21 protein-coding genes are annotated in these 25,256 nt (G+C 65.4%); 2 read left to right on the top strand and 19 right to left on the bottom strand.

Annotated features, from left to right (window positions below):
- Positions 1-8: 8 nt before the first annotated feature.
- The 18 genes from AC1Q64_RS06030 to AC1Q64_RS05945 all read right to left on the bottom strand — a co-directional run bounded on the left by AC1Q64_RS06030 (position 9) and on the right by AC1Q64_RS05945 (position 22,959).
- On the bottom strand, positions 9-698 hold the full coding sequence (locus tag AC1Q64_RS06030) for a class II aldolase/adducin family protein (RefSeq protein ID WP_492250899.1): 690 nt from the start codon (positions 696-698) through the stop codon (positions 9-11).
- 17 nt (positions 699-715) lie between these two features.
- The gene (otnK, locus tag AC1Q64_RS06025) at positions 716-1,993 is read right to left on the bottom strand and encodes a 3-oxo-tetronate kinase (protein WP_492250758.1); all 1,278 of its coding nucleotides are present in this window, start codon (positions 1,991-1,993) and stop codon (positions 716-718) included.
- Positions 1,990-2,904: an L-threonate dehydrogenase gene (ltnD, locus tag AC1Q64_RS06020; protein ID WP_492250757.1), complete on the bottom strand. Its 915-nt coding sequence runs from the start codon at positions 2,902-2,904 to the stop codon at positions 1,990-1,992. The genes otnK and ltnD overlap by 4 nt, the downstream gene beginning before the upstream one ends.
- Before the next feature lie 52 nt (positions 2,905-2,956).
- A complete protein-coding gene (locus AC1Q64_RS06015; protein ID WP_492250756.1) occupies positions 2,957-4,324 on the bottom strand; it encodes a GntP family transporter in 1,368 nt (455 codons plus the stop codon).
- 372 nt (positions 4,325-4,696) lie between these two features.
- Positions 4,697-5,476 carry a FadR/GntR family transcriptional regulator gene (locus tag AC1Q64_RS06010; protein ID WP_492250755.1) on the bottom strand — a complete coding sequence of 260 codons (780 nt, stop codon included), beginning with the start codon at positions 5,474-5,476 and terminating at the stop codon, positions 4,697-4,699.
- A 110-nt stretch (positions 5,477-5,586) separates the two neighbouring features.
- A complete protein-coding gene (locus tag AC1Q64_RS06005; RefSeq protein ID WP_291438776.1) occupies positions 5,587-6,639 on the bottom strand; it encodes a patatin-like phospholipase family protein in 1,053 nt (350 codons plus the stop codon).
- 161 nt (positions 6,640-6,800) lie between these two features.
- Positions 6,801-7,568, bottom strand: coding sequence for an ABC transporter permease (locus AC1Q64_RS06000; RefSeq protein WP_063462470.1), 768 nt, complete (start codon positions 7,566-7,568; stop codon positions 6,801-6,803).
- A 12-nt stretch (positions 7,569-7,580) separates the two neighbouring features.
- On the bottom strand, positions 7,581-8,405 hold the full coding sequence (locus AC1Q64_RS05995) for an ABC transporter ATP-binding protein (RefSeq protein ID WP_291438769.1): 825 nt from the start codon (positions 8,403-8,405) through the stop codon (positions 7,581-7,583).
- Positions 8,406-8,591: 186 nt separating this feature from the next.
- Positions 8,592-9,623, bottom strand: a complete 1,032-nt coding sequence (locus tag AC1Q64_RS05990; RefSeq protein ID WP_492250754.1) for an ABC transporter substrate-binding protein — start codon at positions 9,621-9,623, stop codon at positions 8,592-8,594.
- Between the two features lie 292 nt (positions 9,624-9,915).
- Positions 9,916-12,222, bottom strand: coding sequence for an NADP-dependent malic enzyme (locus AC1Q64_RS05985; protein WP_492250753.1), 2,307 nt, complete (start codon positions 12,220-12,222; stop codon positions 9,916-9,918).
- Positions 12,223-12,400: 178 nt separating this feature from the next.
- A complete protein-coding gene (locus AC1Q64_RS05980) occupies positions 12,401-13,888 on the bottom strand; it encodes a nucleobase:cation symporter-2 family protein (RefSeq protein WP_492250752.1) in 1,488 nt (495 codons plus the stop codon).
- A gap of 211 nt (positions 13,889-14,099) precedes the next feature.
- On the bottom strand, positions 14,100-14,804 hold the full coding sequence (locus AC1Q64_RS05975; RefSeq protein WP_492250751.1) for a GntR family transcriptional regulator: 705 nt from the start codon (positions 14,802-14,804) through the stop codon (positions 14,100-14,102).
- A gap of 38 nt (positions 14,805-14,842) precedes the next feature.
- Positions 14,843-16,123, bottom strand: coding sequence for a C4-dicarboxylate transporter DctA (locus AC1Q64_RS05970; protein ID WP_492250750.1), 1,281 nt, complete (start codon positions 16,121-16,123; stop codon positions 14,843-14,845).
- A gap of 193 nt (positions 16,124-16,316) precedes the next feature.
- Entirely contained in the window at positions 16,317-18,104 is a 1,788-nt protein-coding gene (gene ggt / locus AC1Q64_RS05965) for a gamma-glutamyltransferase (protein ID WP_492250749.1), read from the bottom strand.
- 170 nt (positions 18,105-18,274) lie between these two features.
- Positions 18,275-19,516 (bottom strand): M20 family metallopeptidase, encoded by a 1,242-nt coding sequence (locus tag AC1Q64_RS05960; protein ID WP_492250748.1) that lies wholly within the window; start codon positions 19,514-19,516, stop codon positions 18,275-18,277.
- Positions 19,513-21,291, bottom strand: a complete 1,779-nt coding sequence (uraD, locus tag AC1Q64_RS05955) for a 2-oxo-4-hydroxy-4-carboxy-5-ureidoimidazoline decarboxylase (RefSeq protein ID WP_492250747.1) — start codon at positions 21,289-21,291, stop codon at positions 19,513-19,515. Before uraD ends, AC1Q64_RS05960 begins: the two co-directional genes overlap by 4 nt.
- Before the next feature lie 5 nt (positions 21,292-21,296).
- Entirely contained in the window at positions 21,297-22,277 is a 981-nt protein-coding gene (gene puuE / locus AC1Q64_RS05950) for an allantoinase PuuE (RefSeq protein WP_492250746.1), read from the bottom strand.
- Between the two features lie 13 nt (positions 22,278-22,290).
- Positions 22,291-22,959, bottom strand: a complete 669-nt coding sequence (locus AC1Q64_RS05945; protein ID WP_291437936.1) for a GntR family transcriptional regulator — start codon at positions 22,957-22,959, stop codon at positions 22,291-22,293.
- Between the two features lie 107 nt (positions 22,960-23,066).
- On the opposite strand from AC1Q64_RS05945, the gene uraH reads away from it, so the two are divergent.
- Positions 23,067-23,417 carry a hydroxyisourate hydrolase gene (gene uraH, locus AC1Q64_RS05940; protein WP_015012870.1) on the top strand — a complete coding sequence of 117 codons (351 nt, stop codon included), beginning with the start codon at positions 23,067-23,069 and terminating at the stop codon, positions 23,415-23,417.
- Between the two features lie 155 nt (positions 23,418-23,572).
- On the opposite strand, the gene AC1Q64_RS05935 is transcribed toward uraH, so the two are convergent.
- The gene (locus AC1Q64_RS05935) at positions 23,573-24,121 is read right to left on the bottom strand and encodes a hypothetical protein (protein ID WP_082522390.1); all 549 of its coding nucleotides are present in this window, start codon (positions 24,119-24,121) and stop codon (positions 23,573-23,575) included.
- A gap of 159 nt (positions 24,122-24,280) precedes the next feature.
- Here AC1Q64_RS05935 and xdhC point away from each other — a divergent pair, with 159 nt between their 5' ends.
- Positions 24,281-25,108, top strand: coding sequence for a xanthine dehydrogenase accessory protein XdhC (xdhC, locus tag AC1Q64_RS05930; RefSeq protein WP_492250745.1), 828 nt, complete (start codon positions 24,281-24,283; stop codon positions 25,106-25,108).
- Positions 25,109-25,256 lie beyond the last annotated feature (148 nt).

Raw genomic sequence — 25,256 nt, 5'->3', positions numbered from 1 at the left:
CCCGCCCGTTACCAGTGGGCACCAAAGCTCTGGCGCAGCTCCTCGATCTGGGGCTCGGTCAGCGGCGTGGGGCGGGGTTGGCACAGCATCCACAGACGCGCGGTTTCTTCCAGCTCTTCCAGCACGGCCATGGCGGCGGCAGGCGTGTCGTGCCACACGTTGGGCCCCAGGCGCGCCAGCATCACGGCGCGCACAGGGCTGCCCTGTGCGGCATAGCGGGTGATGGTCTGCGCCACCAGCATTGCAGCTGCGGCATCACCGGGGCGGTGGTAGGGTATGTGCGGCACGCGGCCCACCTTCATGACGAAGTAGGGCGTGATGGGCGGTAGCAATTGCGCATCGGACATCAACTGTCCGCCTGCAGCTGTGTCGGCTTGCAGCGAGCAAGCCACCAGGTGTGTGCTGTGCGTGTGGATTACGCAGTGCGCAGGGGCTGCTGTCGATGCCGAGGCCTCGTAAATCTGCCGGTGCAGCGCAATGGTCTTGCTGGCCCGGTCGCCCGCCACCTGCTGGCCTTGCGCGTCCAGGCGCGCCAGCCGCTCGGGCTGCAGCGTGCCCAGGCAGGCATCGGTGGGGGTGATGAGGTAACCGTCGGCCAAGCGCACGCTGATATTGCCTGCGGTGGCGTGCACATAGCCCCGCTCAAACAGGCTGCGGCCCACGCGGCAGATCTCGTCGCGGGCTTGGGGCTCATCCATGAAGGCGGGGGTAGAGGTCATGCCAACAATTGTGCAAAAGCCTTGGTGAAAAAGTCGGTGCTGCCAAAATTGCCCGACTTGAGCGTGATGTGCAGCCCGTCCTTGGCGTCCGGGGCCACTGCGTGGCACCACGGCACGCCAGGGTCGATCTGCGCGCCAATGCGCATTTGCGTGATGCCCAGGGCCTGCACGCAGGCGCCGGAGGTTTCGCCTCCCGCCACGATGAGCTGGCGCACACCGCGCTGCACCAGGCCGCGTGCAATGGCGGCAATGGTTTCCTCCACCATTGCCCCGGCTTTCTCGGAGCCCAGCTTGCCCTGGATGGCACGCACGGCCGATGGCTCGGCGGTGGAATACACCAGCACCGGGCCTTGGCCAATGTGGCCCTCAGCCCAGGCCAGCGCTTCGGCGGCCACGTCCACGCCTGCCGCGATGCGCAGCGGGTCGATGGCCAGAGCGGGTTTGCCCGCCTTGATGAAATCCATCACCTGCTGGTTGGTCGCCACCGAGCAGCTGCCCGACACGATGGCCTGCAGCCCTTGCGCCGCAGGCAGGCGTGCGGCCTCGTTGCTGGGGGCCACGCCAAAGTTGCCCGGCAGGCCAATGGCCACGCCCGAGCCCGCTGTGACCAGCGGCATGCCCTTGAGGGCAGGGCCCAGGCGCAGCAGGTCGGCGTTCGACACCGCATCCACCACGGCCATGCGCACGCCCTCGGCCTTCAGTTGGTCGATGCGCGCGCGGATGGCGGCCTCGCCCTGTGCGACCACGCTGTGGTCGATCAGGCCCACGCGGCTGGGTGTTTGCGCCTGCAGCACGCGCACCAGGTTGGGGTCGGTCATGGGCGTGAGCGGGTGGTTTTGCATGCCGCTCTCGTTCAGCAGAACATCGCCCACAAACAGGTAGCCCTTGAACACGGTGCGCTTGTTGTCGGGGAAGGCAGGCGTGGCGATGGTGAAGTCGGTGCCCAGCGCCTGCATCAGCGCATCGGTCACGGGGCCGATGTTGCCTTCGGCCGTGCTGTCAAAGGTGGAGCAGTATTTGAAGTAGATCTGCTCCGCGCCCTGCGCTTGCAGCCACTGTAGCGCCGCTAGCGACTGGGCAATCGCTTCGTCCTTGGGGATGGTGCGCGACTTGAGTGCGACCACGATCGCATCGGCCTCGGTATCGAGCGGAGCCGTGGGCACGCCCATGGCCTGCACCACGCGCATGCCTGCGCGCACCAGGTTGTTGGCCAGGTCGGTCGCGCCGGTGAAGTCGTCGGCAATGCAGCCCAGCAGGGCTCGTGCGCGTGTCATGCCTTTTTCTCCTTGGCTTCGGGGAGCGTGATGCCGGGGAAGATCTTGATCACGGCGCTGTCATCTTCCTTGGCAAAGCCTGCGGTGGATGCCTGCATGAACATCTGGTGCGCCGTGGCGGCCAGTGGCAGGGGGAATTTGCTGGCACGTGCGGTGTCCAGCACCAGGCCCAGGTCCTTCACAAAGATATCGACGGCCGACAGCGGTGTGTAGTCGCCCGCCAGCACATGGGCCATGCGGTTTTCAAACATCCAGCTGTTGCCCGCGCTGTTCGTGATCACTTCATACAAGGCGCTGGCGTCCACGCCTTCGCGCAGGCCCAGCGCCATGGCTTCGGCGGCCACGGCAATGTGCACACCGGCCAGCAGCTGGTTGATGATCTTGACCTTGCTGCCTGCGCCCGCCTTGTCACCCAGGCGGTACACCTTTCCGGCCATGCCGTCGAGCACGGTGCCCGCAGCGGCATAGGCTTCGGGCTTGGCCGAGGTCATCATGGTCATCTGGCCCGATGCGGCCTTGGCTGCGCCGCCGGAGATGGGCGCGTCCACATAGTGCAGGCCCAAGGCGTTCAGGCGGGCTTCCAGCGCTACGGACCAGTTGGGGTCCACGGTGGAGCACATCACAAAGGTGCTGCCGGGGCGCATGGTGGCGGCCGCACCGCTTTTGCCATCGTCACCGAACAGCACGCTTTCGGTTTGCGCTGCGTTGACCACCACCGACACCACCACATCACTCACCGCCGCCAGCGACGCAGTGGTGGCGTGGGCTGTACCGCCTTCTGCCACGAAGGCGTCGGCCACGCCGGGGCGCACGTCACACACGTGGATGGCGAAGCCGTTGTTGCGCAAGGTTTTGGCAATGCCAGCGCCCATGGCGCCGAGGCCGATGATGCCGACGGTGGGTTTTGTCATGTTGTCAGTCCTTCAAAGAAATTCAGAACAAAGAAATTCAAGAAAAGGGGGCTCAGGCCACCAGCACCCATAGCAGGGCCGTGAGGGCAAAGCCCGCCAGACCCAGCACGGTGGTCAGCACCGTCCAGGTGCGCAGACCATCGCCCACGCTCAGGCCCAGGTAGCGGGTCACGATCCAGAAGCCCGAATCGTTGACGTGCGACAGGCCCAGGCTGCCAAAGCCAATGGCAACCGTGAGCAGCGCCACTTGCAAGGGGGAATACCCGCCACCCGCCATCGCATCGGCCAGCAGGCCGCAGGTGGTGATGATGGCCACGGTGGCCGAGCCCTGGGCAGCGCGCAGGGCCAGCGAGATGATGAACGCCAGCAGGATGAGCGGCAGGTGCGTGGCCGTGAGGCTTTGCGACAGCGCCGCGCCAATGCCGCTGGCGGTGAGCACCTTTGCAAACACGCCACCCGCACCGGTCACCAGGATCACGGTGGCAGCAGGGGGCAGGGCGGATTCCATGATGGCGTTGGTACGCTCGCGGTTCCAGCCCTGGTTGCGGCCCAGCAGGAACATGGCCAGGCCCACGGCCACCATCAGCGCAAAGATGGGCGAGCCGATGAAGCCCAGCACGTTGCGCAGGTTATCGCCCTTGGGCAGCAGCGTGGCGCCGGTGGTGCCCGCCATGATGAGGGCCAGGGGAATGATGATCAGCGCCATGATGGTGCCGACGCTCGGCGCCTTAACCGCCTTGCTGGCCTTGCTATCTTCGCTGTTGCCAAAAGCGGCAAACTGCTCTGCCGTGGTGGGCAGCATGGGGTAGCCCTTGCGATTGAGCCAACCCGACACATACTGCGACAGGGCCGCCAGCGGAATGCAGATGGCCAGGCCGATGATGGTGATCCAGCCAATATCGCCCTTGACGATGGCTGCGCCACCGACGATTCCAGGGTGCGGTGGCACCACCACGTGTGCGGCCAGCATGATGCCCGCCACAGGCAGGCCGAACTTGATGGGATTGACGCCCGCCGCCTTGCAAAAGCCGTAGACGATGGGCACCAGGATGATGAAGCCTACGTCAAAGAACACCGGGATGGCCAACACCAGCGCTGCGGCGGTGAGTGCCATGGGCACCCGTGTGGGCCCCAGCAGCTGCGTGAAGCGGTTGGCCAGGCTGGCCGCGCCGCCCGAGACCTCGATCATGCGCCCCAGCATGGAACCCAGCGCCACCAGGATGGCCACCGAGCCCAGCGTGCCGCCCATGCCTGCAATCAGCGTGCTGATGATGTCGCCAATCGGCATGCCCGTGGCAAACGCCACCAGAAAGCTCACCAGCATCATCGCCACGAAGGCGTGGACCTGCCAGCGGATGATGAGCAGCAGGAGCAGGCCAATGCTGCCGGCGCCGATGCCGAGAAGTGCGAGGGTGGACATGTGCGGGATATCTCCGGGAGGGAAGGGGCAGCAGCGCAATGGGATGGGCCCATGCAGCGTTTCGGGCGAGGCCTGAAATGCACCTCGGTTGGTGTGTTTATATGGTTATCATACAAATTATCCGATGCTTCGCTGGTACGGGTTAACCCGCGTCTGGCGAGATGTGGGCACGGGCTGTGATGCAGTTTTGACGATTTTTGGGCTGAAGCGCCAGTGGAAATTGCGTCGATAGCTATCAAATAGATAGCAAATCAGCTGTGCACTGGGTGGCGACCCCATCTGCCGCCATCGCGCAATCCCCACGCAGAGATGTGCCAGGTCCGAGTCAGGGCTTGTTCAAGCCCCGTCCTCAAACTGGCTCTCGGATATAGCTCAGAACACCAGCGGTGCCGATGCCGCCACCAGCGGCTGCGCAAGACGGGCGCCGTCCTGGGCCCAGAACGTGAGGTCGGCTTGCTCGATGCGGGCCAGCGCGTTCTTCATGTGCTGTGCCGCCGCCTTGCGTGCGGCCACCGGGTCACCCGCCTCGATGGCCCGCACGATCTGCGTGTGCTCGTGGGTTACGGCGTCGGCAAAGTCGGTGCGCCGCGCCTCGTTGGCGCGGGTCACGCGGGTGGCGCCTTTGAGGAACTGAGCCAGATAGTCCAGCGTACTGATCATGAACGGGTTGCCCGATGCCTGGGCGATGGCGCGGTGGAACAGCACGTCTTCTTCCACCCCGTCGCGGCCATCGCGTACGGCGCTGGCAATCTGTTGCATGGCCTTACGGATGGCGGCGAGGTCGTCGTCGCTGCGCCGCAAGGCCGCGAGTTCGGCCACTTCGGATTCGAGCGCGCGGCGCACCTCCACGATCTGCATCACGGCCTCGCGCGATGCCGCGAGGGGCACATCGAACTGCAGCGGCTCGATGCCAGGCGCAAGCACATACACGCCGCTGCCCTGCCGCGAGTCCACCAGCCCCAGCGACTTGAGGCGCGAGATCGCCTCGCGCACCACCGTGCGGCTGACCTGGAACTGCTGCGCCAGCACAGCTTCGGTGGGCAGCTTGTCGGCCGCCTGGATGCGGCCCGCACGAATCTCGGCCTCCAGCGCGCTGGCCACCTGGTCGGAGAGCTTGGCGCTGGGTTTGACGGCGGAGAAAGGCGAAGACATGGGTGGGGCGGACAGTGGGGCGTGAAGTCGGTGTCGGGATGTGCTGGCAGGCCGGGGGCGCAGTTGACTTTACCTGAAGGGCACTGCGCCTGAATCGTTTGTCTGCTGCGCTACTTGGGCGCCGGGCAGGAGTCGTCCAGTTTGGCCAGGCCCGCCAGCTTCTGGAGCCGGCTACGGTTGTCCAGGCAGGCCTGGTACTGCACCTCGGCCGCCTTCTGCTGGGCCTGCGCCGCCGCCTTGCTGCGCTCGGACTGCAGCTGGGCCACACGCTCGCGGATCTGCGGCATCACGGCCAGGGCGGCCTTTTCGCCTTCCACAATGGCATTGGCGCGCTGGCTGAAGTCGGCGGCGCCAATGTCCAGCACCTGCGGGCGGATGATCACATCGGCCCGCGCCAGCTCCGCCTGGCCCAGCTTCTGGCCCATGATGGCAATCGACTGGTTGAGCGCGCCCAGCATGTTGCCAGGCGTCTGGCCCCGGGCCTTGTTGGAGATGTCCACGGCAATCACGATATCGGCGCCCAGCTGGCGTGCCGCATCCACCGGCACGGGGCTCACGATGCCGCCGTCCACAAAATGGTATTTACCGATGGTGACGGGCTGGAACACGCCGGGCACGCTGCTCGATGCACGCACCGCCTGCCCCGCGTTGCCGCGTGCGAACACGGTGCGCTCGCCGTCTTCGAGGCGCGTCGCCACCACTGCGAAGGGCTTGGCCATCTGCTCCAGTGGCTTGCGGCGCACCTGCTCGTTCACATAGTCTTCGAGCTTCTGGCCCAGCACCAGCCCGCCGGACGAGAGTTGCAGGTCGCGGATCTTGGCTTCGTCCAGCGCCACAGCTTTTTCCTGCATCTCAAACGCATTCATGCCGCTGGCATACAGCGCACCCACCACGCTGCCCGCACTGGTGCCAGAGATCACGGCGGGCGCAAAGCCATTGGCTTCCAGCATCTTGATCACGCCGATGTGTGCAAAACCCTTGGCAGCGCCGCCGCCCAGGGCGATGCCGATGCGGATGGGGGGAGCGGAGGGGGAAAGAGGGGGCTGCGCGCCCGCGTCGGGCCGGGTGGGCGTGGTGCCACCACATGCGGCCAGGGCCAGGGCTGCCAGCAAGGACACGGTGGCAAGGGCGGCTAGCGGGTGGAAAAATGCGGTCAAGCGCATGCCAGGCGATCCTGCGGTGCAACGGGGCGCGAAGTATAGCGGCGGCGCTGCTCTAACACCGTGGGTGGTTCTATTTGCTCCCAAAAACGTAGCTGCTGGCGCTTTATGGAAAAGCGCTGGGCGGCATTTGTGCTGATTTGTTCACACCCGCCCGTGCAAACTCATTCGCCTTGCGAGCCCCGGTGCGCCCAGCCGGTGGTGCGCTTTTCGATCCAGCTGAACAGCTCGTACATCACCATGGCCATCGCACCCACCACCATCAGGCCCGCAAAGGCCAGGCCCATCTGCATGGACGAGCCTGCGCTGATCAGCAGGTAGCCAATGCCTTCATTCGCAGCGGTCATCTCCGACACCGTGGTACCGACAAAGGCCAGGGTGATGGCGACCTTGAGCGAGCCGTAGAAGTACGGCATGGAGCGCGGCAGGCCTACCTTGGTCAGCACGTCCCAGCGCTTGGCGCCCAGCACGCGCAGCACGTCTTCCAGCTCGGGCTCCAGCGTGGCGAGGCCTGTGGCGATGTTGACCATGATGGGGAAGAAGCTGATGAGAAACGCCGTGAGGATGGCAGGCCCCACGCCAATGCCGAACCACACCACGAGGATGGGCACAAAGGCGGCCTTGGGCAGTGCGTTGAAGGCCGTCATCAGCGGGTACACGGCGGCATAGGCCAGGCGAGAGGAGCCGATCACAAAACCCAGCAGCACGCCGACCACGATGGCAATGCCAAACCCCGCCATGGTCACCCAGTAGGTGCGCCAGGCGTGGGCAGCAATTACGCCGCTGAACTCGACCAGTTGCGTAGCAATGACCCAGGGGCTGGGGAAAAGGTATTCAGGGACGCTGAAGGCCGAGCAGACGATCTGCCACAGCAGGATGATGGCGACGAGCAGGATCCAGGGGGACCAGCGCTCCACGGTTTTCTTGTGCATGACTCGCCTTGTTTATTGCTGGATGGGCGCGCCAGCCTTACGCAGGGCGCCAATGTGGCCGCGCAGCTCGTGCACGATGTCGGTGAATTCCTTGGTGTAGGTGATCTCCAGGTCGCGCGGGCGCGGCAGCTCGATCTCCTTGCGCACCACAAACCGGCCGGGGCTCTTGCTCATCACATACACCGTATCGGCCAGAAAGACCGACTCGCGCAGGTCGTGTGTGACCAGGATCACGTTGAATTTCTGCTCGGTCCACAGGTCGCGAAGGATGCACCACAGCTCCTCGCGCGTGAACGCGTCGAGCGCGCCAAAGGGCTCGTCCAGCAGCAGCATCTTGGGCTCGTGGATCAGCGCGCGGCAGATGCTGGCGCGCTGCTGCATGCCGCCCGACAGCTGCCACGGGAACTTGTCCTCATAGCCCGCCAGTCCCACCTTTTGCAGCAGTTTGCGGGCGCGTTCTTCGTATTCCTTGCGCTTTTGCTTGAAGTTGCTGCGGTAGGGCTCGACGATTTCGAGCGGCAGCAGCACGTTGTCCACCGTGGTGCGCCAGGGCAGCAGCGAAGGCGCCTGGAAGGCCATGCCCGAGACCTTGAGTGGCCCCGTCACCGGCTGCCCGTCGATGAGGATCTTGCCCATGGAGGGCATCTTCAAACCCGTGGCCAGCTTCATGAACGTGGACTTGCCGCAGCCCGAGGGGCCGACGATAGCGATGAATTCGCCCTGGCGTACCTGCAGGTCGATGGCTTCGACCGCAAACTGGTTCTTGGCGCGCAGCTCGTCGTTGTAGGCGAGCCAGACGTCGCGGAAGTCCACAAAGTAGGAATCAGCAGCCTGCATCAGAGGTCCGTAGTGAGTAGTGTTGGTGCACCGAGGTGGATGCTGGGCGCGGCCCAGGCCAGCGCCCCCGTGCAAGGGCTGCCATGCCGCGTAGGCGGCGCTTCGCTGGCGTGCACCGGGGCGTCCCCCACCCGACTCGCGCAGCGAGTCGAGAGAGGGGGAAGGCGCGAAGCGACTCAGGGGGTGTCACTTCTTCGGCAGGATGTTCAGCTCGGCTGCGCTGGGCAAAAAGCTGGCGTTCCACACATCGTCGGCGTTCACGCGGGTCTTGGTGTTGAACGCATCCGAGACTTGTGACGCCATCAGCGAGAGGCGGCCGGGCTTGAGTTGGCCGAAGCCTTCGGCCCGGGCGTCGGGGCTGTTGATCACCGTGTCGATGGCCAGCTGCAGGCGACGGGTTTCGAGCGGCACGTTCACGATGCCGTCGCGCGCCTTCACGTATTCGATGGCGGCTGCAGGGTTGGCGATGACTTCCTTGGCGCCCTTGGTAAACGCTGACAGGAAGGCCTTGATGGCGGCTGGGTTCTCCTTGATGAGCTTGGGGCTCGCAATGATCACGTTGCCGTAAAGCTTCACGCCAAAGTCTGCGTAGGGCAGCACCACCACGTCGGCGGCCTTGGCGCCGCGCGCTTCCAGGTTGAGCAGCGAGGTGAAGGTGAAGCCGGTGATGGCGTCGACATCACCGCGCACCAGCATGGTTTCACGCAGCGGGGGGTCCATGGCGGTCCAGGTCACGGCGCCAATGCCGTTGGCCTTCTGGAAGATGGGGAACGCGCGGCGGCCTGCGTCAAACACGGGGGCGCCCAGCTTCTTGCCAGCCAGGTCGGCGGGCTTGGTGATGCCGCTCTTCTTCAGGGCCATGACCGAAGCGGGCGTGTTGTTGTAGACCACCATCACCGCCACGGGCTTGTTCTGCGCGTCGGGGTTGTTGGCGTGGAATTCCATCACGGCGGCCAGGTCGGCAAAGCCCATGTCGTACGTGCCCGAGGCCACGCGTTGCACCGCGCCGCCCGAGCCGTTGCCTGCATCCACCGCCACATCCAGGCCTGCGGCCTTGAAGTAACCCTTGGCCACGGGCTGCAGGAACAATGCGGCGGGGCCTTCAAAACGCCAGTCGAGCTGGAACTTGATGGGCGTGGTGGCCTGCGCCTGGGCCAGCGAGGTGCTGCCGATCAGGGCCAGGGCGGCGGCGGTTTGCATGAACAGTCTTTTTTTCATCGGGGGCTCCTGTCGGGCGAGGGGAAATGCGGTGAGGGAAGGTATCGGCCCCAACCAGGGCCATGTACCAGCAGTCAGCAAAAACGATGCCCGGTTTGCGCATGCGGGGGTTTTGCCGTGCCCCATTGTTCACCGAAGTGGTGCATGCCAACATGCTGGGTTTCCCGAAATGGTGCGCTCACCGTGCGGGGGGCTGTCGCGCCCATGAAAAACGGGGCCCGAGGGCCCCGTTGAAACGGTGTGTGGTCTGGGCTGCGCATGGCCTGCTCACAGCCAGCGCAGCACAGCGCGCTCAGCGTGGCCGGGCAGCAGCGCTGGCCACGGCCAGGGCCGTCATGTTGAGCACCCGGCGCACGGTGGCGGCCGGGGTCAGGATGTAGGCCGTGGCAGCGGCGCCCATCAGGATGGGGCCCACCGTGACGCCACCGCTGGTGGTCGTCTTGAGCACGTTGTAGAGGATGTTGGCTGCATCCAGGTTGGGGCAGATCAGCAGGTTGGCCGAGTCCGTCAGGGTCGAGTCCGCCATGTAGGCGTTGCGGATGTTTGGCTCCAGCGCGGCATCGCCGTGCAGCTCGCCATCACACTCGATCTCGGGGTGGGCGGCCACGAACAGGTCGCGAGCCTCGCGCATCTTGCGGGCCGATGCACGCTTGGACGAGCCATAGCTGGAGTGCGACAGGAAAGCGACCTTGGGCGGGATGCCAAAGCGTTGCACCTCCTGCACCGACATCCAGGCGATGTCGGCCAGCTGCTGGGCCGTGGGGTCTTCGTTGACGTAGGTGTCTGCGATGAACAGCGTGCCCCGGCTGGTCATCAGCGCGTTCAGCGCCGCGTAGTTGTTGGCGCCTTCCTGGCGGCCGATGATGCTGTGGATGCGTTCCAGGTGCGTTTCGTAGGTGCCCACCAGGCCGCAGATCATGGCGTCGGCGTCGCCCAGCTTGACCATCAGCGAGGCGATGATGGTGTTGGAGCGGCGCACGGCGGCCTTGGCCACTTCGGGCGAGGCGCCGTTGCGCTTCATGAGCTGGTGGTAGTGCTCCCAGTACTGTCGGAAGCGCGGGTCGTCCTCGGGGTTGCACACCTCCACATCCTTACCCAGCTGCATGCGCAGACCGGCCTTGGCGATGCGCGCGGCAATCACGGCGGGGCGGCCGATGAGGATGGGCGTGGCGATCTTGTCGTCGATGGCCATCTGCGCGGCGCGCAGGGCGCGTTCGTCTTCACCGTCGGCGTAGGCCACGCGCTTTTGTGCATCGGGCAGGGCCTTGGCCGCGTTGATCACGGGGCGCATCAGCATGCCGGTCTGGTAGACAAAGCGCGACAGCGTCTCCTTGTAGGCCTCCATGTCTTCGATGGGGCGCGTGGCCACGCCCGATTCGGCAGCGGCCTTGGCCACGGCAGGCGCGATCTTGAGGATCAGGCGCGAGTCGAACGGCGTGGGGATCAGGTAGTCGGGGCCAAAGGTCAGCTCTTTGCCGGCATAGGCGCTGGCCACTTCTTCGCTGATATCGGCCTTGGCCAGGTCGGCGATCTGGCGCACGCATGCCAGCTTCATGGCCTCGGTGATCTTGGTGGCGCCGCAGTCCAGCGCGCCGCGGAAGATGTACGGGAAGCACAGGACGTTGTTGACCTGGTTCGGGTAGTCCGAGCGGCCCGTGGCGATGATGCAGTCCGGGCGAATGGCCTTGGCGAGTTCGGGGCGGATCTCGGGCTCGGGGTTGGCCAGGGCCAGGATGATGGGCTTGGGGCCCATGGTCTTGACCATCTCGGCCGTGAGCACGCCGGGGGCCGAGCAGCCCAGGAACACGTCGGCGCCGTTGACCGCATCGGCCAGCGTGCGGGCGTCGGTCTTCTGCGCGTAGGCGGCCTTCGATTCGTCGTAGCCACCGGGGCGGCCTTCGTAGATCACGCCCTTGGAGTCGCACACAAAGACGTTCTCGCGCTTCACGCCCAGGCCCACCATCACATTCAGGCAGGCAATGGCCGCAGCGCCCGCGCCCGACACAGCGATCTTCACCTGGTCGATCTGCTTGCCCACCAGCTCCAGGCCGTTGAGCAGCGCCGCGCTGCTGATGATGGCCGTGCCGTGCTGGTCGTCATGGAACACCGGGATGTTCATGCGCTTGCTGAGTTCGCGCTCGATGTAGAAGCACTCGGGCGCCTTGATGTCTTCGAGGTTGATGCCGCCCAGCGTGGGCTCCAGGCTGGCGATGATCTCGATGAGCTTGTCGGGGTCGCGCTCGGCCAGTTCGATGTCGAACACATCGACGCCCGCAAACTTCTTGAACAGGCAGCCCTTGCCTTCCATCACCGGCTTGCTGGCCAGCGGGCCGATGTCACCCAGGCCCAGCACCGCCGTGCCGTTGGTGATCACCGCGACCAGGTTGCCGCGCGAGGTGTAGTCAAACGCCTTGGAGGGGTCGGCCGCGATGTCCAGGCACGGGTAGGCCACGCCCGGCGAGTAGGCCAGCGACAGGTCGCGCTGGTTGGACAACGGCTTGGTGGGGGTGACCGAAATCTTGCCCCGGGTGGGGTTGCGGTGGTATTCGCGCGCAGCGTCGCGCAGGGCCTGTTCGGCGGCGGAAATGTTCTGTGTCATGCGGAAATCCTGGAAGTCCTGGGCGGAAAGCAAAAACAAGGGTACCCGATGGCGTGGGCGGCGGACATGCAGGTTTATGCGTATGCAGCATGAAGCCAAAACCCCCTGGCAGCCATGGCGGACAGGGGGCGGGGCCACGCGGGCGGTGGCAGGTTTTCGGCAGCGGGCAGGCGGGATGCTAGTGGGCGTCGGCCTGGCGTGCGGCGTTGACAGCGGCGGAGGTGTCGCGGCTGGCGCCATTGAAGAAAACGTTCAGGGCTACCGCCGTGATCGAGGCCAGGAGGATACCGGATTCGATCAGCGGGTGGATGGCATGCGGCATCCACTGGCGGAAGCTGGGCGCTATCAGCGGCACCATGCCCACGCCGATGGATACGGCCACGATCATGGCGTTGAAGCGGTTGGTCTTGAAGTCCACCCCGCCCAGGATGCGGATGCCCGTGGCCGCCACCATGCCGAACATCACCAGCCCCGCGCCGCCCAGTACCATGGTGGGCAGGGACTCGACCAGCGCGGCCATCTTGGGCAGCACGCCCAGTACGATCAGGATCACGCCGCCCGCCACGCACACGAAGCGGCTCTTGACGCCGGTGACGGCGACCAGTCCCACGTTCTGCGAAAAGCTGGTGTACGGAAAGGTGTTGAAGATGCCGCCCAGCAGCGTGCCCAGGCCATCGGTGCGCAGGCCGCGCGTGAGGGCTGCCTGGTCCACCTTGCGGTCGGTCATCTCGCCCAGGGCCAGGAACATGCCGGTGGATTCGATCATCACCACGATCATCACCAGGGTCATGGTCAGGATCAGGATGGGGTCGAACACGGGGCCGGCAATCTCGAACGGCAGCACCAGGTCAAACCACTGCGCCTTGGCCACCTTGTCGAAGTTCATCATGCCCAGCGCCACGGCCACCACCGCGCCAATGACGATGCCCAGCAGCACCGAGATGTTGGCAATGAAGCCCTTGGCGAACTTGGCAATCAGCAGGATGGACAGCAGCACCAGGCCCGAGATGCCTACGCCGGTCAGGTCCGCGTATTTCGGGTTGGGTACTGTGGGTACCACCGCAAAGCCCTTGGGCACCGGCGACAGTGACGAGCCGGGGGCTCCGGCAGCGGCTTGTGCATCGGCCAGCCACTTGAGGTGCTCGGGGTTGGGCACACTGGGCGCCGTGGGACCCACCGGGTTGCCAAAGATCCAGTTGATGCCCACGCGCATCAGGCTGATGCCGATGACCGCAATGATGGTGCCGGTCACCACGGGCGGGAAGAAACGGAGCATGCGGCTCACCAGCGGAGCGATCAGGATGGAAATCACGCCAGCACCGATCACCGAACCAAAGATCAGCCCGGCCCCGGCCGTGCCGCCCGTGGTCTGCGCCATCGAGATCATGGGCGCCACCGATGCGAAGGTCACCCCCATCATCACGGGCAGCTGAATGCCAAACCAGCACGAGGCGCCCAGCGCCTGGATCAGCGTGACCAGCCCGCAAACAAACAGGTCGGCCGAGATCAGCTTGGCCACCTGGTCGGGCGTGAGGTTGAGCGCGCGGCCCACGATGAGGGGCACTGCCACGGCACCCGCATACATCACCAGCACATGCTGCAGGCCCAGCGCCGTGAGTCGCCCCAGGGGTAGGTGTTCGTCCACGGGGTGTACGGGCGGGTTCATGGGTGTCCTTCGGGGGTTGTGGGTGTGGATACGGAATGAATACCTGTGCCAGATGGTGCACAGGTGTCCATACAAAAATCGTATACAAAATGACCGGGCGCGCTTATCCCGGTAAACCCTTAGAAGACGGCGCAGTGAATCGACCGACCGCCTTCAACGAAGGCCGTCGGGAAACTTTGGGGACCTAGATGTGCGGGGTGTGTGGTTTGGCCTAGCCCAGGTCTATGGATGCAGCCTTGGTGCGTTGGCCCGTCAGCGGAGCCAGGGATTCACGCAGCCGGTCGCGCACGAGGGGCTGGCCGGGGTTCAGGGCGCCCTCCACCTGCCCGATGTGGGCCAGCATGCGTTCGCGGGCCAGCGTGGTGTTGCCAGCCTCCAGCGCTTCGACGATGGCGGCATGTTCGGCGCAGGATTGGCTGGCCGCGTGTTGCGACTGGTACAGCGAGGCGGCCAGGGTAGTGCGCGCCGTGAGGTCGCGCAGGATGTCGCTCAGGCTGCGGTGTCCCATCGCCTCGGCCAGGCAGACGTGGAAGTCTGCGAGCAAAAAGGCGCGTGTGGCGGCATCGGCGCCTTCGATGGCCTGCTGCTCATCGGCAATGTGCGCCCGCAGGCGGCGGGTCACGGTTTGCAGCGGACGGCCTGCGTCGGCAAGGATGCCTGATTCGATGATGCGCCGGGCCGAAAACGCGTCGCGCGCATCCTCCACCGAGGGCTCCACCACGTACCAGCCACGGCGCGAGCGTACTTCCACAAAGCCCCGTGCCTGCAACTGCATGAGGGCTTCGCGCACCAGGGTGCGGCTCACGCCAAACAGATCGGCCAGCTCCTGCTCGCCCAGGCGCTCGCCGGGCGAGAGTTTTTGCGCAAGGATGGATTCCACCACCTGCTGGGCGATCTGGGTCTGGTTGATGCTCATGGCTGGATTGTCGCGTGCTGCACAGGTGCCATGCCAGATCAGGCGCGCGGCGATGGAGGCTCGCGGCCGTCGAGCACTGCGTGGGCGCGTTCGCGGTCGATATCGCCTTCCCAGGCTGCCACGGCCACGGTGGCGACGCAGTTGCCGATGAGGTTGCCCAGTGCGCGGGCAATGCCCATGAACCAGTCCACCGACAACACCAGCACTAGGCCAATCGCCGGGATGGCAGGGATGGCCTGCAAAGTGGCCGCCAGCACCACGATGGCCGAGCCGGGCACGCCGTGTGCGCCCTTCGAGGTGACCAGTGAGATCGCCAGGATCGTCAGCAGGTCGGCCATGGAAATCGGCGTGTTGGTGGCCTGGGCGATGAACACGGCCGCCAGCGTGATGTAGATCGAGAACGCGTCGAGGTTGAACGAGTAGCCCGTGGGGATCACCAGGCCCACCGTGGAGTCGCGGATGCCCATGTGCTTGAGCTTGGCCATGATTTGCGGCAACACACTGTCTGACGACGTGGTGGCAAACACCACAGCCAGTTCCTCCCGCAGGTAGCGCAGCAGCTTGAACAGGCTGAAGCCCGACACCCGCATGATGAGGCCCAGCACCACCACGACGAAGATGGCCACCGCGGCGTAGAACAGTGCCACCAGCATGCCCAGCTGCTTGAGGGAACCCAGGCCATACTTGCCTACGGTGAATGCAATGGCGCCCAGCACGCCCAGCGGTGCCAGCTTGATGATCAGGCCCATGGTCTTGAACAGCACTTGCGACAGGTCGTCGATCAGGATGGTGACGCGTGCGCCGCGCTCGCCAATCAACGCCAGCGCGCAGCCAAAAACGATGGAGAACAGCAGCACCTGCAGGACATCGCCGTTGGCAAATGCGCTTACGGCCGTGGTGGGGATGAGCTTGAGCAAGAAGTCGGTGAAGCCGCCCCCGGTGAGCTTGCTGGCATTCTCGACGTAGGCGCCCATGGCTTTGGGGTCCAGCGCCTTGGGGTCCACGTTCATGCCCACGCCGGGCTCGAACCAGAACGCCAGCACCAGGCCCAGCACCAGAGCGATGGAAGTGACCACCTCGAAGTAGATCAGCGATTTGACACCCACCCGGCCCACCCGCTGCAGGTCGCCGGTGCCTGCAATGCCATGCACCACCACGCAAAAGACGATGAGCGGGATCAGCATCTTGATGAGCTTGATGAAACCGTCGCCCAGGGGCTTGAGTGCGATGGCGGTGTCGGGCCAGACCAGGCCCACCACCACACCGGCTATCAGGGCCAGCACCACCTGGCCAAAAAGGGATTTGAAAAACCGGGGCATGCCAACTCCTTCAGTAGCTTTTTGAACGCAAATCTTGCATACAAGAACTGTAGGCAAGTCTGGCGGTTGGCGGTATGGGGGTATGCCCGCATGCCGAATCGAGCGTTGAAACGAAAAAGGCCACGCCCTTGTGGGGCGTGGCCTGGTACATACAGACAACTAAAACATCCCGCGCGAGGCGGGGGGCTGGCAATCAGTAGCCGAGGGTCTTGCCGTCGGGGTTGCGGGGGTCGGAGTAGCCGTACAGCGCGCCGCCACGGATCTGGATGGTCTGCGTGCGTCCCATCGAAGGCTTCACCGCGATGTTGTGGCCACGCTGCTTGAGCAGCGCGATGGTGTCGGGCGACAGGCCCTTCTCCACGCGCAGCTCGTCCGGCGTCCACTGGTGGTGCACGCGGGGTGCTGCCGCAGCTTCCGCCGGGTTCATGCCAAAGTCGATGGTGTTCACCACCGTCTGCAGCACCGTGGTGATGATGCGCGCGCCGCCGGGGCTGCCAGTCACCAGCGTGGGCTTGCCGTCTTTCAGCACCAAGGTGGGGGTCATGGACGACAGGGGGCGCTTCTTGGCGGCCACGGCATTGGCGTCGCCGCCGACCAGGCCGTATGCATTGGCCACGCCGGGCTTGGCCGAGAAGTCGTCCATCTCGTTGTTGAGCAGGATGCCCGTGCCCTTGGCGACGATACCGCTGCCGAAGTTGGTGTTGAGCGTGTAGGTCACGGCCACGGCGTTGCCCGCCTTGTCCACCACCGAGTAGTGGGTGGTCTGGTCGCTTTCATACGGCTGGGGCTGGCCGGGCTTGATCTCCTTGGCCGGGCGCGCGCGGTTGGCATCGATGCCCTTGGCCAGCGATTCGGCGTAGCGCTTGGAGGTCAGGCCCTTCAGCGGAATTTTCACGAAGTCCGGGTCGCCCAGGTATTCGGAGCGGTCGGCATAGGCCAATTTGCTGCTCTCGGCCATGTGGTGAATAGTCTGTGCGCTGTTGGGCCCCCACTGGGCCAAGGGCAGGGGCTCCAGCATGTTCAGGATCTGCACCAGATGCGGGCCGCCGGAGGAGGGTGGCGGCATGGTCACGATCTCATAGCCCCGGTAGGTGCCGCGCGTGGGTGCACGCTCGGCCACCTTGTACTCGCGCAGGTCCTGCAGGGTGATGGCGCCTGCGTGTGGTGCCATCTCGGCAGCGATCTTCTGGGCGATCTCGCCTTCGTAGAACGCCTTGGCGCCCTGCTGGGCGATGAGGCGCATGGACTGCGCCAGGTCTTTTTGCACCAGCGGGTCACCCACCTTCAGGGGTTCGCCGTTCTTCCAGAAGATGGCCTGGGTGGCAGGCCACTTGCCCATGTTCTTCTTTTCCTGCTGCAGGATCTTGGCGAGCGTCTCGCTCACCGGGAAGCCCTTGTCCGCCAGTTCGATGGCTGGGGCGATCACACGCGACAGGGGAAGGGTGCCCCAGCTCTTGAGTGCGTGTTCCATGCCCGCCACGGTGCCGGGCACGCCCACGGCATAGTGGGTGTAAAGCGACTTGCCGTCCACCACATTGCCCTTGGCATCCAGGTACATGTCGCGCGTGGCCTTCAATGGCGCCACTTCGCGGAAGTCCAGCGCCACGCTCTTGCCGGTCTTGGCGTCGTGCACCATCATGAAGCCGCCGCCACCCAGGTTGCCCGCGTTGGGCAGGGCCACGGCCAGTGCAAAGCCAATGCCCACGGCCGCGTCCACCGCGTTGCCACCTGCCTTGAGGATGTCGAGGCCGATCTGTGAGGCCAGCTCCTGCTCGGTGGCGACCATGCCATTGCGCGCCACCACCGGGTGAAACACATCCATGTCGAAGTCGTAGGCGGCGCTGGCGGCCTGGGCTGATGCCGTCTGCTGCACTGCGGGCGCGGGTGCAGCCGTGGATACCGGCGGCGTGCTGCCGCAGGCCGTGAGGCTGGCCAGGGCCAGCACAACGCTGCCAGCCAGCAGCGTATGACGAATGTTCATGGGATATCTCCTGGTGTGTGGAATCTGGAAATGACAACGGGCGCACCCAGCCGATGGATGCGCCCGCGCCAGTGTAGGTCGGTCAAGGGGCTGCCAGAGGCAATCTCGTCATGACATTGCAGCTCAGCACGGATGTGCTGCATGCATTACTGACGGCCCTTTTTGGCCCTTCACGCGAGCAAGTCGCTCAACGTCCGCGCAATCACCTTGGTGGCGCGGCGCAGGTCTTCGAGTTGCAGGCGCTCGTCGGCGCGCTTGGCGTGAGATTCGAGCACCGTGCGGGGGCCTGCGCCGTAAATCACGCCGGGAATGCCGCGCTCCACATACAGGCGCACATCGGTGTAGAGCGGTGTGCCCACGGCAGGGACAGGTTCACCAATCACGGCCTGGGCATGTTGCTGGATCGCATCGACCAGGGGCTTGTTGCCCGCCAGCGGCGTCATCGCATTCGCCAGCAGCAGGCGCTTGATCTCCACGCTGATACCGGCGCGCTCACCTGCTGCCTGTTCAATCACGCGGCGAATGTTGGCTTCGACCTCCACCGGGTTTTCCTCGGGGATCATGCGGCGGTCTAGCTTGAACATCACCTTGCCGGGTACGACGTTGGTGTTGGTGCCGCCCTCGATGCGGCCCACGTTCAGGTAGGGGTGCTTGATCCCCTCGACCTTGGACGTGACCTTCTTGTACTCGTCGTTCTGTGCGTACAGCGCGTTCAGGATGTGCACGGCGCCCTGCAGGGCATCCACTCCGGTGTGGGGCACGGCGGCATGGGCCATCTTGCCGTGCACCGTCACTTCCATCTGCAGGCAGCCGTTGTGTGCGGTGACCACTTCGTAGCTGAAGCCGGCGGCAATCATCAGGTCGGGCTTTGTCAGTCCCTTTTGCAGCAGCCAGCCGGGGCCGAGTTCGCCGCCAAACTCTTCGTCGTAGGTGAAGTGCAGCTCCACCGCGCCCTGGGTGGGCCTGGCCACAGCTTCGAGGGCCCGCACGGCAAAGGTGAAGCTTGCAAAGTCGCTCTTGCTCACGGCGGTGGCGCGGCCATACATGGCGCCATCGACGATCTCGGCGCCATAGGGGTCGTGTGCCCAGCCTTCGCCGGGCGGCACCACGTCGCCGTGGGCGTTCAGTGCGATGGTCTTGCCGCCGCTACCGTAGGGGCGGCGCACGATGAGGTTGGTGATGGATTCCATGCCGTAGGCCAACACATCAGCGGCAGGCACGGCGTGTTTTTCTGCCGTGTAGCCAAACTCGGTGAGCAGCTCTGCCGTGCGTTCGGCATGGGGCGCGTTGTTGCCGGGCGGGGTGTCGGTGGGTACGCGCACCAGGGCCTGCAAGAAGCGCACTTCTTCATCAAAGTGCTGGTCGATCCAGGCGTCCAGGGCGGCGTAAGAGGCCGGGGTGGGTGTAGTCATGGGTGGGTTTCCTCGGCAAGCTGGTGCAACACCTGGGTGAAGGCGTCCACGGCCAGCTGCATGCCGTTGTTGGTGGTGGATTCGAGCGGGTTGTGGCTGATGCCGGAGTTTTCTCCGCGCACAAACAGCATGGCCTGCGGCATGATTTCGTGCAGCTTCATGGCATCGTGGCCTGCGCCACTGGGCATGCGGAACACGGGTACGCCCAGGTGGTCCACCGCGCGCTCCCAATGGTGCTGCAGGGCCGGGGCGCTGGGGGCTGCTGCAGCGCGCATGGATTCCTCCAGCGTGTAGCGCAGGCCGCGCCGGGCAGCGATCTGGCCCAGGTGGTCCAGCACATCGCGCACCAGCGCGTCCCGTTGCGGATCGGTGGGCGCACGCAGGTCCAGGCTGAACTGGCAGCGGCCCGGCACCACGTTGATGGAGCCGCCGGGCACGTTGAGCAGGCCTATCGTGCCCACCGAGTCTCCGTCCTGGGCGGCGCGCTGCTCGACATACAGCGCAAGCTCCGCCACAGCCACTGCCGCATCGCGGCGGCGGTCCATGGGGGTGGTACCTGCGTGGCTGGCGGTGCCGATCATCTCGCCCACAAAGCGCACGCCCCCATTGATGGAAGTGACCACGCCCAGGGGCAGATCTAGCTCATTGAGCACCGGGCCCTGTTCGATGTGGACTTCAATGAAGCCCAGGTACTGCGCCGGGTCGCGCTGCAGCCTGGCAATGTCGTCGATGCACAACCCTGCGTGCTGCATGGCCGCGCGCATGGTCACGCCATCGGCATCCTTCTGGTCGAGCCAGGCCGGGTTGAAGTGCCCGATGAGCGCGCCCGAACCCAGGAAGGTAGCCTTGTAGCGCTGGCCCTCCTCTTCGGCAAAAGCGATGACCTCGATGCCAAACGGCAGGCGCCGGCCCGCACGGTGCAGTTCGCGCACGCAGGCCATGGGCACAAAGATACCCAGGCGCCCGTCGTACTTGCCGCCATTGCGCACGGTGTCGTAGTGCGAGCCCGTCATGAGGTATTTCGCACCGGGTGTTGCGGCGCGATACCGTCCTACCACGTTGCCCACGGCGTCCACTTCCACCTCGTCAAAGCCGCAGTCGCGCATCCAGTGGCTGATGCGCTGGGCGCAGGCGCGGTGTGCGTCGGTGAGGTAGGTGACGGTGAGCTGGCCCTTTTCGGCAAAGCCGGGGTCAGAGTGTTCGGCCAGCTTTTCATGCCAGTCCCACACGTCGTTGCCCAGCAAGGGCTCGGCGCTGAACTTGTCGTTCAGGCGGATTTCGGCGATGCGGTGGATGTTGCGCAAGGCCTCTGCCACCTCGAACTCCGGGTGGTTGTCGAGCCGCCGCGCAAAGGTATCGATGATCTGCTGCTTGTTCAGCCCCGCGCCACGCGGTCCACGCACGGCCAGGATGAAAGGGAAGCCAAACCGCGCGTTGTAGGCCGCGTTGAGCTGCTGGATGCGTGCGAACTCTTCGGGCGTGCACTGGGTCAGGCCCGCCTTGGATTGTTCGTTGGTCGATTCGGCCGTGAGGTTTTTTGCCACCATGGCCTTGCCCGCCAGCTCGGGGTGGGCGCGGATCAGGCCCAGCTGTGCATCGGTGCTGGCGGTGCGCACGGCGTGGGCCATGGCGTGCTTGAGGTGCGCCAGCGAGCGGAACGGCCGCTGCGCGAGCGCCTGCTCGGCAATCCAGGGGGAATGCTCGTACACGCCGTCCAGCGCCTCCAGGGCCTGCGCTGGCGTGGCGGCGTTCAGTTGGTCAAGGGTCCATGCCATGGTCGTCAGGCCTTTGTGGTGGGGTAGGGGTGCACGGCCTTCCAGTGGCGCGCGATGTCGATGCGGCGGGCCACCCACACCTTGTTATGCTGTGCGATGTGGTCCAGAAAACGCTGCAGCGCCGTGATGCGGCCTGGGCGGCCCAGCAGGCGGCAGTGCATGCCAATGCTCATCATCTTGGGCGCGTTGTCGCCAGCGGGGTCGCCCTCGGCGTACAGCGCATCAAAGGTGTCCTTCATGTACTGAAAGAACGGGTCGGCGTGCGAATAGCCCTGGGGCAGCGCAAAGCGCATGTCGTTGCAGTCCAGCGTGTAGGGCACGATGAGCTGGGGCGCTGTGCTGCCGTCGGTCTTTTGCACCTTCATCCAGAAGGGAAGGTCGTCGCCGTAGTAGTCGCTGTCGTATTCAAAGCCGCCATAGTCGGCCACCAGGCGGTGGGTGTTGGGGCTGTCGCGGCCGGTGTACCAGCCCAGACCATGCACCTGGCCTTCCGAGCCTCCTCGTGGGCCCGTCAGGCGCTCGATGATGGCCATGGCCTCGGCCATGTGCGCGCGCTCGACGTCTTCGGGGATGTGCTGGTAGTGGATCCACTTGAGGCCATGGCAGGCAATCTCGTGGCCCAGCTCCACAAACGCCGCAGTGAGGTCTGGGTGGCGCTGCAGGGCCGTGGACACGCCAAACACCGTGAGGGGCAGCTGGCGCTTTTCAAACTCGCGCAGGATGCGCCACACGCCAGCGCGCGATCCGTATTCATAAATGCCCTCCATGCTCATGTGCCGCTCGGGGTAGCTGGCCGGGTTGAACATTTCGGACAGGAACTGCTCGCTGCCCGCATCGCCGTGCAGTACCGCGTTCTCGCCGCCTTCTTCGTAGTTGAGCACGAACTGCACGGCAATGCGCGCACCGCCCGGCCACTGTGCATGGGGCGGGTTCTTGCCGTAGCCGATGAGGTCGCGGGGGTAGGCCTGGGTTGCGTCGTAGATCATGGTGTATGGGTTTTCAAGAGGCCAGCGCGGCGGCCAGGTCGCTGGCCGGGCGCTTGCGGTCAAAGGTCAGGCTGGCTTCGACATGTTCGAGGTGGCTTTGCATCAAGGCGACGGCACGTTCTTCGTCGCGCGCGGCCAGGGCTGTCACGATGTCGGCATGCTCCTCGTGCGAGTGTTCTGCTGCGCTGGCCGACTGGTACATCAGCGTGATGAGGGCGCAGCGCGAGATCAGGTCGCCCAGCATCTGCGCCAGCACCTCGTTGCCCATCAGTTCGGCCATGCGCACATGAAAGTCGCCCAGCAGCTCGGTGCGGGTGCTGGCGTCGTGCGTGCCCATGGCCGCCTTCTCACTGGCCACATGGGCGCGCAGGGCCTTGATCTTGGCAGGCGTCACGCTGCGCACAAAGGCGCGGGTCATCTCGGTCTCCAGCATGCGGCGCACGGCAAACACCTGGCGCGCCTCCTCAACCGAGGGCGTCGCCACAAACGCGCCACGCGCGGGCTCCAGCGTGACCAGGCGGTTTTGTGCGAGTTGGAACAGCGCCTGGCGCACGAGCGTGCGCGATACACCAAAGTGGTCGGCCAGCTTTTGCTCGGCCAGCTTGGTGCCAGGTTGCAGGCGGTGCTCTACGATGGCGCGGGTCAGCGCTTCGACGATGGCGCTGGTGGAGGAAGATTCCATGGCTGCATGATACGGTGGATGGTGAAAAGTGTATACACTTTTGGTCTACACACTGCGATCTGCAATCGTCGCCGATCGGACCGACTCTTACTTCAGGAGATTCCCCCATGGGATTGAGCACCCACGTTCTGGACACCATGAACGGCTGCCCCGCCGCCGGCATGGAGGTGGCCCTGTATTCCACCGACGGCGACAATGCCACCCTCATCAAGCGCCTGGTGCTGAACCACGATGGCCGCACCGATGCCCCGCTGTTCGACAACGCCAGCCTGCGCACCGGTACCTACCGGCTGCGCTTTGACGTGGCGGGCTACTTCAAGGCCCGGGGCGTGCAACTGCCCGAGCCGAATTTTTTGAACCAGGTGAGCCTGGACTTTGGCATTGCGCATGCCGACCAGCACTACCACGTGCCACTGCTGGTCAGCCCCTGGAGCTATTCGACCTACCGGGGCTCGTAGTGTGAAGACCCTTGAGTCGCTTCGCGTCTTCACCCTCAGTGGGACGCCGCCAGCGCGGCGGGGCGGCCCTTGCGCGGCGGCCCTGGCCTAAGCAGCGACAGTTGCCAGGGTCGGTGTGTATCCGCACTACCAGCGCGCGGGTAAGACGCCAGCTTCTAAAGCTGCCCTTCGGTCAGCGTATCGAGCTGAAAGTGCCCGCTCTTGTCCCACAGCCAGGTTTCGGTATAGGTGACCTTGCCCATGCGGGCCGGGACAGGGAAGGGGGCCGCAGCGCGCACCGTGCGCTCGATCTCGGTGACCACCTCGGGGGCATGGCGCGGGGCGCGCATCCAGTGCAGGCGGGTGATCTTGCCCGCGCGGTCGATGTCGAGCTGCAGCACGCCGATGGCATACAGCTGCGGCGGCAGCTTGCCTTTGAAGATGCGCTCGCGGTTCAGGCCATAGAGGTGCGTAGCCGCATCCTGGCGGTAGGCCAGCGGCGTGGCAGCGGCCGAGGGGCGCGCAGATCCAGCCGTGGCGGGCACGGGGCCCTTGACGCCACTGGCATCCGGACCGGTGGAGGGGACGCTGTCGGGAGCGGGGGCTGGCGTGGGCTCTGGCGGGGACTTGCAGGCCGAGACCAGCGCCGCACCCACGGCCATGATGCCTGCCAGCAACCAGTGGCTGCGCTTTCCGGTGGAGCGGGGAGAGGGCGTGTCGGGCATGGTGTGAAAGGTTCCTGAGGCTGCGGGCACGATAACCCAGCGGCGAAGGTGGTACGTTACAAAATGACGACGGCTGCAAAGGGGGATGCAGCAGCAGCCTCACCGGAGGGTGAGCCGCTTGCCTGGCCCCGTTTTGCGTCCGTCACGATAAGGATCGCGGTGACAAATTTGCAAATGCTGCTGGACGGCCTGAGGGCCGCGCCAGCCTGTCTGGTGACCGTGGAGTCTACCCAAGGGTCTGTGCCCCGGGAGCCCGGCGCCTGGATGGCGGTATTTGCCGACCAGCTGGTGGGCACCATCGGCGGCGGGCATCTGGAGCTGCAGGCGATTGCCGAGGCGCGCCGCCGCCTGGCGGGTGGGCCGGTGACGGCGCTTGGGCCGATGCGGTTTGCGCTGGGCCCGGCGCTGGGCCAGTGCTGCGGCGGGGTGGTGCACCTGGGATTTGAGCTTCTCGCGGCGCAAGACGCGGCGGTGCTGGCCCGGCGCCTCACACCCAACCTGCACCCGGTGGCCCTGTTTGGCGGCGGGCATGTGGGCCACGCGCTGGCCCGCGTGCTGGCGCCACTGCCCTTTGCCCTGACCTGGATCGACAGCCGGGACGGCATTTTCCCGCCCGACCCGCCCGAGGGCGTGGTCTGCGAACACTCCGAGCCGGTGCAATGGGCCGTGCCCCGCCTGGCACCCGGCAGCCGCGTGCTGATCATGAGCTTCAGCCATGCCGAGGACCTGGACGTGGTGGCCGCCTGCCTGCGCCGCCAGCGCGAGCAGGGCGACCTGCCTTTCATCGGGCTGATCGGCAGCAAGACCAAGTGGGCCACCTTCTGCAACCGCCTGCATGGGCGCGGGTTTGCACCCGAGGAGCTGGCGCAGGTGACCTGCCCTATCGGCATTCCCGGCATTGGCGGCAAGGAGCCTGAGGTGATTGCCGTTGCCGTGGCAGCGCAGTTGCTGCAGACGGTGCAGACAACGCCAAGGGCCGGGGAATGAGGGTAATTCCGGCCCCGAATGCCCCAGGTTGGGGCTGGAATCGGGAACAATTCCTGCATACACTTTGACGTACCGGTCGCAGCGGTGCCCCGGCCAGCAATCCACTGGCCAAGGTGCGCGACCTCAATGTCTGCTCAGAGCGCCCGCA

It is taken from the genome of Acidovorax sp. GW835-FHT14G06, assembly GCF_058793595.1.
This window is presented reverse-complemented; position numbering and strand designations above follow the sequence as displayed.